Origin of the sequence: Bifidobacterium tibiigranuli, from assembly GCF_022655035.1 — a bacterium.
Lineage (GTDB): Bacteria > Actinomycetota > Actinomycetes > Actinomycetales > Bifidobacteriaceae > Bifidobacterium > Bifidobacterium tibiigranuli_A.
Genome location: NZ_JALCUA010000002.1, coordinates 418,349 through 428,428, shown reverse-complemented (window position 1 = coordinate 428,428; position 10,080 = coordinate 418,349). Strand labels below are relative to the sequence as shown.

General features: G+C 62.8%; 11 protein-coding genes. 5 read left to right on the top strand and 6 right to left on the bottom strand.

Annotated elements, in window-relative coordinates; genetic code table 11:
• The 5 genes from LKK40_RS04435 to LKK40_RS04415 all read right to left on the bottom strand — a co-directional run.
• A partial coding sequence (locus tag LKK40_RS04435; RefSeq protein WP_304309543.1) for a vWA domain-containing protein occupies positions 1–829 on the bottom strand: 829 nt, incomplete at its 3' end.
• On the bottom strand, positions 826–1,353 hold the full coding sequence (locus LKK40_RS04430) for a hypothetical protein (protein WP_304309492.1): 528 nt from the start codon (positions 1,351–1,353) through the stop codon (positions 826–828). The genes LKK40_RS04430 and LKK40_RS04435, both read right to left, overlap by 4 nt.
• Complete coding sequence (locus tag LKK40_RS04425; RefSeq protein WP_304309490.1) at positions 1,350–2,336, bottom strand: DUF58 domain-containing protein; 987 nt, start codon at positions 2,334–2,336, stop codon at positions 1,350–1,352. Before LKK40_RS04425 ends, LKK40_RS04430 begins: the two co-directional genes overlap by 4 nt.
• Before the next feature lie 44 nt (positions 2,337–2,380).
• Positions 2,381–3,463, bottom strand: coding sequence for an AAA family ATPase (locus LKK40_RS04420; protein ID WP_304309489.1), 1,083 nt, complete (start codon positions 3,461–3,463; stop codon positions 2,381–2,383).
• A 188-nt stretch (positions 3,464–3,651) separates the two neighbouring features.
• Positions 3,652–4,374: a uracil-DNA glycosylase gene (locus tag LKK40_RS04415; RefSeq protein ID WP_304309487.1), complete on the bottom strand. Its 723-nt coding sequence runs from the start codon at positions 4,372–4,374 to the stop codon at positions 3,652–3,654.
• A 191-nt stretch (positions 4,375–4,565) separates the two neighbouring features.
• On the opposite strand from LKK40_RS04415, the gene LKK40_RS04410 reads away from it, so the two are divergent.
• The 3 genes from LKK40_RS04410 (at position 4,566) to groL (ending at position 7,600) form a co-directional block, all read left to right on the top strand.
• Positions 4,566–5,201 carry a LytR C-terminal domain-containing protein gene (locus LKK40_RS04410; protein ID WP_304309485.1) on the top strand — a complete coding sequence of 212 codons (636 nt, stop codon included), beginning with the start codon at positions 4,566–4,568 and terminating at the stop codon, positions 5,199–5,201.
• A gap of 175 nt (positions 5,202–5,376) precedes the next feature.
• Entirely contained in the window at positions 5,377–5,580 is a 204-nt protein-coding gene (locus LKK40_RS04405; protein ID WP_024463733.1) for a cold-shock protein, read from the top strand.
• 394 nt (positions 5,581–5,974) lie between these two features.
• A complete protein-coding gene (groL, locus tag LKK40_RS04400; protein WP_152581405.1) occupies positions 5,975–7,600 on the top strand; it encodes a chaperonin GroEL in 1,626 nt (541 codons plus the stop codon).
• 172 nt (positions 7,601–7,772) lie between these two features.
• Here the strand turns inward: groL and LKK40_RS04395 are convergent, their stop codons facing one another.
• A complete protein-coding gene (locus LKK40_RS04395; protein WP_152581406.1) occupies positions 7,773–8,063 on the bottom strand; it encodes a WXG100 family type VII secretion target in 291 nt (96 codons plus the stop codon).
• Between the two features lie 239 nt (positions 8,064–8,302).
• Here LKK40_RS04395 and LKK40_RS04390 point away from each other — a divergent pair, with 239 nt between their 5' ends.
• Positions 8,303–9,118, top strand: a complete 816-nt coding sequence (locus LKK40_RS04390; protein WP_304309479.1) for a TPM domain-containing protein — start codon at positions 8,303–8,305, stop codon at positions 9,116–9,118.
• Between the two features lie 183 nt (positions 9,119–9,301).
• Positions 9,302–10,045 (top strand): response regulator transcription factor, encoded by a 744-nt coding sequence (locus LKK40_RS04385; protein WP_304309477.1) that lies wholly within the window; start codon positions 9,302–9,304, stop codon positions 10,043–10,045.
• The last annotated feature ends 35 nt before the right edge of the window (positions 10,046–10,080 follow it).

Genomic DNA, 10,080 nt, shown 5'->3' with positions numbered 1-10,080 from the left:
GGCTTTCCTTGGGACCCGCATATAGGCCATCCACGCCTATATGCGCCTTCGCAGCCAAATCAAGCGCCTCGGCGAGCGTATAGGTGGGCTTGCTGGATACCACGTTATCGGTGGCCAGCACGATGGAAGAGGCGCGGGTGCGTGCGGACCCGCCCGTTGGTGCGTTGCCATACGTGAAACCGGGAAGCATCGCGGCGCAGCTCACGACGCCGTCGCCGATCAGCGAGGTCTCGTCGGTGCGGTTCTGCGTGCCCTCAAGCCAATCTGCGATTTTCTGATAGTCGGCATCGCTCATGTGATCGATATCGCTTTGCGTCTCGACTCCTTTGAGAATCGTGCTCGCCGTCTGAAGCTGCTTGGTGACCAAAGCGTAGTCATCGGTCAGCGGGAAGACTGTGCGGGAGGTCGAATTGAAGATGCTCAGGCCGATGCGTTCGCCGCGGAAGCTGGAAACCAGCGACAGGTAGGTTTCGATTACCTCGCGGGCGTAGGGCAGCGTCGAACCCGAGACATCGAGGCACAGCACGATGTCCCGGTTGCCGGCGCGTTCCTCGCCCTGATCGACCTGCGAAGGGCGCGCCACCAGCGCGACCGATACGGCCAGCGCCGCAACCAGCGCCGCGCAGGCCAATCGCCCCAGCGTGCGCCATAGACGCAGCTGCTGCGAGGCATGCTCCCCGCTCAGCGCGTCGTCAAGATCGAAGACCTGGGGCCCGTCGGCATCATGAGGCCGGTGCGACGCGCCGAAGACGATGGCGATGATGATAACGGCCAGCGCCAGAAGCGCCGCGACCAGTGCGGCCAGCGGCCATTGCCAAGACAGCATCAGCGCCACCTTTCCACAAGCCGGGACACCCATTCGCAGGCCTGCTCCACCGACGTGTCGCGCGCCTGCGCATTGATCGCGTCGTCGGCGAACTGGGGCGGGTAGAGCGCGGCTATGGTCTGCCGCAGCAGCTCCAAACCGCGGCGCTGCGTACCGGGCAAGGTGCGCCGATTGAGCTCAAGCAGGGTCTGCGTGCTCAGATCCGAGCCGCTGGCCGTGGAAGCATAGTCCCGTGCGATTCTGGCCAGTTCATCGAAGGATTCGTCGCGGGTGAGCTCGCCACGCTGATGACGTGCAAGCACCTCGTTGATTTTGGCTCGCCACGCGTTCTTGCCGTTGGCTCCGTTATGTGCGCCAGCGGCTTTGAGCTGCTTGTCGGCGCGGCGAGGACGCGAAAGCATCACTACCAGTGCGATGGCGACAATCGCAAGCGCAAGGCTGGCGACCAATACGATCAGCAGAGGCTCGTAGGCCGACAGCTGCTGCGCGGGATGCAGATCCTGAGGATTCAAGGCAGCAAGCGTCATTGTTTTCGCACCCCCTGAGCCTGCACCGGCCTGCGTGCGCCGGTCGCAAGATAGCTGCCCGCCGAGCGCGTCAGCGCAAACGAGATCATGGAGACGAAGCGCGCGAACATCGCCTCGCTGGAACCGGCGCGTATAAGCGTCGAGCCGCAGACCGCCAGCTCGTGCTCCAATGCGGCGGCCAGAAAATCGCGATGCGTTGTCACCTCCTGCGCACCCTGCACATCGCGCAGGAACGCCGGTACGCGACGGCGCGAAACCCCGTCGATGACGCGGTCACATGCTTCTGCGTCGAGTGGATTGAGCGTCGCCACGTCGATGAGCACCACCGGATGCGTGCGCGCGATGGAACGAATCGTGCGCAGATGGCGTTCGCGCAGCGCATGCTCGTCGGTGGCCAGCACGATCAGCGCCTCACGGTCCCGGATACGCCGGGCGTAGCTCAGCAGCGCGTCGATATTGCGCGGCTGTCGCCAGTCGCGCTCGAGCGCGGCGTCAAGCGTGCGTTCGAACTGCGCGAAGCCTCCATGGAAGGGCACCCGGGTGATCGACGCCGCGTCGGCGAACACCAGAGAGACGTCGTCCGAGCGTTTCAGGCTCAGCCCGGCGAACATGCACAGGGCGTTGGCGGCGACCTGATAGGCCGTTTCCCCCGAAGGGCAAGCGCCGCACATCTCTCGCCCGACATCGAGCAGCAGCCACGCCCGCGAGGTGACCAGCCGCTCGCGCTGCACGACCATGGGCTGGCCTGCGCGAGCGCTCGTCTTCCAGTCGATGAGCCGCGCCTCGTCCTCAATCGTGTAGGAGCGAATATCCATCACATCGTCGCTGCCGAAGCGTCGGTGCGACGTGTGCTCTCCCTCCACGACGCCGAGCGCTCTGCGCACCGTAGGCAGCGTGAGCGAGCCCGCGAGCGCCTCGATGCGTCGGCGGGTCGAAGCGCTCGCAAGCTGTGGCCCGCCAAGCTGCGCTGAACCCTTGCTCATCTCGCCCCTGCCAGTGCGTGCTGTGCCGAATCGTGTCCCAAAACTCATGGAACCGGCACCGCTTCCAGCACCGAATCGACGACCTGATCGGCCGACACGCCGTCGGCCATCGCCTCGAAGGTCAGCACGATGCGGTGGCGCAGCACCTCATGCACGAAGGACTTGACGTCCTCGGGGATAACATAGTCGCGCCCTGCCAACAGCGCGTTCGCCTGACCGATACGCACCAGGGCGATCGAGGCGCGAGGGCTGGCACCCAGCCGCACCAATGCAGCCAGGTCGCGCAGCGGGTTCGTGCCAGCGCCGCGCGAAGTCGCCGCGAGATCGACTGCATAGCGCATGATCGAGTCCGAAACATGCACCCGGCGAGCGCAGGAGCGCAGGAACTCCACATCTTGGATGGAAAGCGCATCGCGATTCAGGGTCGAAGGGTCGATGGTGTCCGAGCCGCGGCGCGTGAGCATATCCAGCATGCGCTCCTCCTCGTCGGCCGTGGGGTAGGTCATGACCGCCTTCATCATGAAGCGGTCCATCTGCGCCTCAGGCAGGGTGAAGGTGCCCTCCTCCTCGATCGGGTTCTGCGTGGCGATCACCATGAACGGCTTCGGCAGCGCGATGCGTTCGCCGCCGATGGTCGTAGCGCCCTCGGCCATGGCTTCGAGCATGGCCGACTGCGTTTTCGCATTCGAGCGGTTGATCTCGTCCAGCAGCACGAAGTTGGCGTGGATCGGGCCGATCTGTGTGCTGAAACGCTGCTTGGAGAAGTCGAAGACCTGCGTGCCGACCAGATCGGAAGGCATGAGATCCGGCGTGCACTGGACGCGCTTGAACGTGCCCGACACCGAAGTGGCCAGGGTCTGGGCGGCCGTCGTCTTGGCCAGACCGGGCACGGACTCGATCAGGATATGGCCGCCGGCGGCCAGCGTGACGATCAGGGATTCGCGCAGGGTCTCCTGGCCGACGAGGGTCTGGGCGAAGCGTGTGCGAAGCCGGTCCGCCAGCACTCGTGCACGATTCAGATCCTCGGCGGCGAGCGGGCGGGGCAGCCCTGGTTGCGCTGGCGCAAGGCCGGGCTGCGCAAGGCCGGGCTGTTCGGGCATATGTGGTGGGGAGGGGATTAACGGCATGATTTCACTCTATCCGACGGTTGGTTGCAATGGTATTGGTTGCATCAGTTTTGGTTGCAATCAGTTTTGGTTGCACTGAAGTTGCAATGAATTATTGAGGAATACAGGTTATGGAAATGCAGTGTGCAGGCATGGCAGTCCTCATGGGTACGGTTTCTCGCAGTACGGCATTCCACGCATTGTAGCGGTTACGGGCGAGAGGGAGCCGAAGGCAGCGCCCAGTCGACGGCCGTGGCTCCCATCGAGACCAACGCCTGATTGGCCTTGGAGAAGGGACGCGAGCCGAAGAATCCGCGCGAGGCGGACAGCGGGCTGGGATGTGGAGATTTGATGACGACTGCGTTGGTGAGCAGCGGTTCCAGACTTTGCGCATTGCGTCCCCACAGAATCGCCACAAGCGGCTGCGGACGTCCCTGATCGTCCGTTCTGGCGTTCAGCGCCCGGATGGCCTGATCGGTGACGCTCTCCCAGCCTTTGCCCTGATGGCTGTTGGGGCGTCCCGCCTGCACGGTCAGGCATCGGTTGAGCAGCATCACCCCCTGGCGGGTCCACGGCGTCAGATCCCCGTTATCGGGCATCGGCAGGCCCAGATCGTCGCCAAGCTCCTTGTATATATTGATAAGGCTCTTGGGCAGCGGCCGCACGTCCGGTGCCACGCTAAAGCTCAGGCCTACCGGATTTCCGGGGGTGGGGTAGGGGTCCTGCCCCACGATCAGCACTTTGATGCTGTCGAATGGGATGGTGAAGGCGCGCAGGATGTTTTTGCTCGCCGGGAGATAGCGCCGTCCCTGGGCGAGTTCGCCGCGCAGAAAATCCCCCATGCGGTGGACTTCGGGCTCGACGTCGGCGAGGGCCGTCGCCCATCCCGGGTCGATGAGCGCGGACAGCGGCTTGACATTCGTATGGGTCATGACCACCACTGTAGTAGCTGCCTGCCGAGCTGCGTGCCCGGCACCGCGGTGGCCGTGAGTCGCCTTGGCGGGTTACGCCGGGTTTATTCGGCCTTCGGGTCGCGTTACACTCGGTGAGTACTAGCAGACCCGGCATGGTGCATGGCCGGCGCAATGGTTCAGGAAGCAATGGCTTAGGAAAGGGACGTGGCATGGCGCGCAGGAAAGAGAATGCAGTGGACTCCTACGAGAAGGATGCGTTCGACACGCCTCCCGCCGGCCCAGTCGGCGTGCATCGCGGCAAGCGGTCGTTCTCGCGCAGGGCGATGCCATTCGTAGCAGTCGTTATTCTGGCCGCGCTGGCCGGGCTGCTCGTGTGGGGAATCTACTCCGGCGAGATCGCCAAGATTCATATGCCTCGGCAGTCTTCGGCCACATCGTCGCAGTCGGCAAGCACGCCGGCCAAGTCGTCGTCATCGGCGGCCCCATCCACGTCCGCGCCGGCCACGGCATCGCAAAGCCCCAGCGTCTCGCCTTCGCAGCCAGCGCAGACCTCGCAGCCGGCTCCGCAGCAAACTGTCAACAAGTCCGCTGCCGTGCAGGTGCTTAATGGCACCGGCATCACAGGCTATGCCGGTCGGCAGGCCGCCACGCTCAGGCAGAGCGGCTACGCCAGCGTGACCGCCAGCACGTACTCCATGGGGCAGCCTCCCGCCGCCTCGGTGGTGTGGTATCAGAACGAAACCGATAAGGCCACTGCGCAGGACGTGGCCAGCACGCTGGGCATCGCCAACGTCGAGCAGTCCGCGCAGATCGGCACGCCGGTTGTCGTCGTGCTGATGAGCTAGACGGGCGCAGGGCCGCGCGGCATCGAACGGGAGCCGGCGTTAGTCCCTCGGCGAGCCGTTCGGCGTTTCTCTCGGGGCCTACCGTTACAATGTCTTTCAGCGGCGAGGTGGAAAGTCCGGAATCAATCGGGTTTTCTGTATGTATTCGCGGCTACTCGAACGAGAGATGATAATTATGGCACAAGGCACTGTTAAGTTCTTCAATGCAGGCAAGGGATACGGCTTCATCAGCCCTGACGATGGGAGCGAGGACGTGTTCGTGCACTATTCCGCTATCCAGAGCAACGGCTTCAAGAAGCTCGATGACGGAGACAAGGTTGAATTCGAATCCGAGCAGGGCCCCAAGGGTCTGCAGGCCACGAGCGTGGTGAAGCTCTGATTTGACGATTGCGTCTGTGCCGTCTGGCAATACTGTCGTTCAGTAGCGCTGAGGTGTAACGGAATCGATACCAAATATCTGTGAGGACCCCGACCGATGTGGTCGGGGTCCTTTGCGTTGTGCTGCGGGCTGTGGGGTTATGAGGGTTAGAGGAACTTTTGAGCCGGGTTATCGGGCAGCAGGGCACTGATGCCCGGGCGGCGCCGTGCGCGGGAGGCGTGCGATTTTCTTGCCAACAGCGCAATCGGCAGACTCGTGTTGGCACTCGACGGGGCTGAGTGCTAATCTCCCAATTAGCACTCGGAGCCTGAGAGTGATAATCGGCAGCTGACGGCTGGTCATTGCTTCTGGGTTCGGTGTGGAAATGTCCCATGTAGCCATATGTGGAGGAACAATGGCAAAAATTATTGCATATGACGAGGAAGCTCGTCAGGGTATGCTCGCGGGCCTCGATAAGCTCGCCGATACCGTCAAGGTGACTCTTGGACCTAAGGGCCGCAATGTGGTGCTCGACAAGAGCTACGGCGCGCCGACCATCACGAATGATGGCGTGTCGATCGCCAAGGAGATCGAGCTTGAGGATCCGTACGAGCGCATCGGTGCCGAACTGGTCAAGGAAGTCGCCAAGAAGACCGACGACGTGGCTGGCGACGGCACGACGACCGCAACTGTGCTCGCGCAGTCTCTCGTGCATGAGGGCCTGAAGAACGTGGTTGCCGGCTCGAACCCGATCGCACTGCGCCGGGGCATCGAAAAGGCGTCCGACACCATCGTCAAGGAGCTGATTGCTTCCGCGAAGGAAGTCGAGACCAAGGAGCAGATTGCCGCCACCGCAACGATCTCCGCCTCTGATCCGGAAGTCGGCGAGCAGATCGCCGAAGCGCTCGACAAGGTCGGCGAGGATGGCGTGGTCACCGTCGAAGACAACAACCGCTTCGGCCTGGACCTCGAGTTCACCGAGGGCATGCGTTTCGACAAGGGCTACATCGCCCCCTACTTCGTCACGAACGCCGACGAGCAGACCGCCGTGCTTGAGGAGCCTTATATTCTGCTCACCTCTGGCAAGCTTTCGAGCCAGCAGGATGTCGTGCACATCGCCGAGCTGGTCATGAAGACCGGCAAGCCGCTGCTGATCATCGCCGAGGATGTCGACGGCGAAGCGCTGCCGACCCTGATTCTCAACAAGATCCGTGGCACCTTCAACTCCTGCGCCGTCAAGGCCCCGGGCTTCGGCGACCGCCGCAAGGCGATGCTGCAGGATATGGCCATCCTGACCGGCGCGCAGGTCGTGTCCGATGAGCTGGGCCTGAAGCTCGAGTCCATCGACGTCTCCGTGCTCGGCACCGCCAAGAAGGTCATCGTCTCCAAGGACGAGACCACCATCGTCTCCGGCGGCGGCTCCAAGGACGAGGTCGATGCTCGCGTCTCCCAGATTCGCGGCGAGATCGAGAACACCGATTCCGACTACGACCGTGAGAAGCTGCAGGAGCGTCTGGCCAAGCTGGCCGGCGGCGTGGCAGTCATCAAGGTCGGCGCGGCCACCGAGGTCGAGGCCAAGGAGCGCAAGCACCGCATCGAGGATGCTGTGCGTAACGCCAAGGCCGCCATCGAAGAGGGCCTGCTGCCAGGAGGCGGCGTGGCGCTGGTTCAGGCTGCCAAGAAGGCTGAGGAATCCGCTGATATCACCTCGCTGACCGACGAGGAGGCCACGGGCGCTGCCATCGTGTTCCGCGCCGTCGAGGCCCCGATCAAGCAGATCGCCGAGAACTCCGGCGTCTCCGGCGACGTGGTACTTAACAAGGTGCGCGAGCTGCCCGAAGGCGAAGGCTTCAATGCCGCAACGAACGACTACGAGAACCTGCTTGCCGCAGGCGTCGCCGACCCGGTGAAGGTGACTCGCTCCGCGCTGCAGAACGCGGCGTCCATCGCCGGCCTGTTCCTGACGACTGAAGCCGTGGTTGCCAACAAGCCGGAGCCGCCGGCTGCGGCACCGGCTCCGGGTGCTGACATGGGCTACTAAAGCCCAGGCTAGCGAGCCGAGCCGACTCAGGCGCAATCCATAGGCCTGAGCCGATGAATGGCAAGCCGTTGCAACAAACGGCGCATGCGAGGTCCCGATCCGAAAGGGTCGGGACCTCGTCATATGCGGTCATATGCTGTTATGCGCGGTCACATGCGCAGGATCATATTCATCAGTAGGCGAACAGATGCGATGCCTGGGCTTCGGCGTCCGCGTACACTCCCGAAGCCTGCGTCAGCGCGTTCTGGATGGATTCGAGCGAGGCCTCCATCTGCTGCTGGGATGCGCGCCACTGCTCGGCCACGGCGGAGAACTGCGTTGACGCCGCGCCTTTCCACACGCCCTGCAGCGCGGCGAGATTGGCATACATGCCCGCCACTGCCTCCCTGATCGATGCGACGGATGCGGACACCGCCGCGCTTGAGGATTGGATCTCTTCCGAGTCGACTTGATACTGTGCCATGATGGCTCCTTTGCTTGGGTTGATATATTGTCTGGCGGTCGGGCTGGTGGAACCCGGCCGCTACTCTAGAAGCTATGCGAATGACGAAGAACAGGTACGGAAAAACGGGTGATGTGGTCGAACGCTTGCCGATTTTGGCATGCTTCGGCGTGTCGCGGCCATTCGACGCCAAAAGCCGTGCGGTTCGGCAACGAATCGCTGGGTTGCGAATCATTGGGTTGCGGATTGCTGGGCGGCAGATGGCCGGACGTCTTAAGAAACCGTCCACATTCAGTGCTGCGGCGTTGCTCCTGCTTGCCGTGCTGCTGCTATGCGTCATGCCGGTCGGAACTGCCTTCGCCGATAGCGGCCAGGGCACGCCGCCTCAGATAACCGCCACCGACAACATCACCGATACGCAGAATCTGCTCGGAGACAATGTCGCCGCAGTCACCGACGCCATCAACAAGACGAAGAGCGTGTCGGGCGTCACTGTCAAATTGCTGTACATCGAGTCTTTCGGCAACAACGCGAAGCCGGATAAATGGGCTTCGGACGTACTGGAATCGACCAAGCCTGCGCCCAATACGGTTATGCTTGCCGTTGCATCGGGAGACGGCAATCTCGTGGTTGTGGTCTCGCCGAAATCCGACGAATGGCTCAGCAGCAAGAAGACGGCAGATGCGCTTTCGCAGGCGGCTCTTGAACCGCTGACTGCCAAGGACACGCCGGATTGGTCCGGCTCTGCCATCGCGATGATGAACGAGCTCGATACGCTCAGCAAAACCTCGACGTCCAGCGGGGCGTCCCGCATCGGCGTGGGCTTGATGGTCGCCATTCCCGTAGTGCTGCTGGCAGTGGTCGTCGCAGCGATTGTGCTGCGTCGTCGGCGTGCTGCGGCGGCCGGCGAATCGGCGTCAGCGGACGCGGCGGGCGACACTGCGGTGCCTGACACCGCTGTGCCTGATGAGGCCGAGCCAGACGTTACGATACCTAGCGATGCAGGGGACACCGCTGCGGAGCCCGCTACGCAATCAGATGCACCGAAGCGGCGGAGCGGACGGCATCGGCGGTGATGACCAGCTGCACGGTGTCTCTATAACTGCGCGGCATCTCTTAACTGCACAACATCCCCTAACTCACGGTGTCTTCTAACCACGCAGCATCTCCTAGCTGTCCAGCATCTCCCAACGGTGTTGTGCCGCAAGATTCAGCGGGCATTCAGGAAACCCCCAGCACTACGAGCAAAGCTGAACGGTATGAGCAATTCCATAGAAGCATCGATCGTTGTCGTGGACGATGAGCCCTCCATCAGGGAGCTGCTTGTCGCCTCTTTGCATTTCTCAGGTTTCGAGGTCGAGACGGCCGCATCCGGTTCGGCTGCCATCGAGGTCATCGAGAAAACCATGCCTGACCTGATCGTTCTGGATGTCATGCTGCCTGATATCGACGGCTTTACCGTGACCCGTCGCATCCGGCAGGAGGGCATCACCGCCCCGGTGCTGTTCCTCACGGCCCGTGACGATACGCAGGACAAGGTCATGGGGCTGACAGTGGGCGGCGACGACTACGTTACCAAGCCTTTCAGTCTTGAGGAGGTCGTGGCGCGCATCCGCGCCATACTGCGCCGCACCCGTGACGAAATCGAAGACGACCTCATCATCCGGGTCGCCGATCTTGAGATCAACGAGGACTCACACGATGTGTCGCGCGCCGGACAGAGTATCGACTTGAGCCCGACCGAATACAAGCTGCTGCGCTATCTCATGGACAATGAGGGGCGCGTGCTGTCCAAGGCGCAGATCCTCGATCACGTCTGGCAATACGACTGGGGCGGCGACGCGGCCATTGTGGAGTCCTACATCTCCTATCTGCGCAAGAAGGTCGACGGGCTCGAGGTCGATGACGGCCAGGGCGGCAAACGCAAGGTGGTGCCGCTTATCGAAACCAAGCGCGGCATCGGCTACATGATTCGTGAGCCGAAGACGAGTCAGGCCGCCTGATGACGGCCGAGGGCGGCGCGCCGGTCGATTCTCAT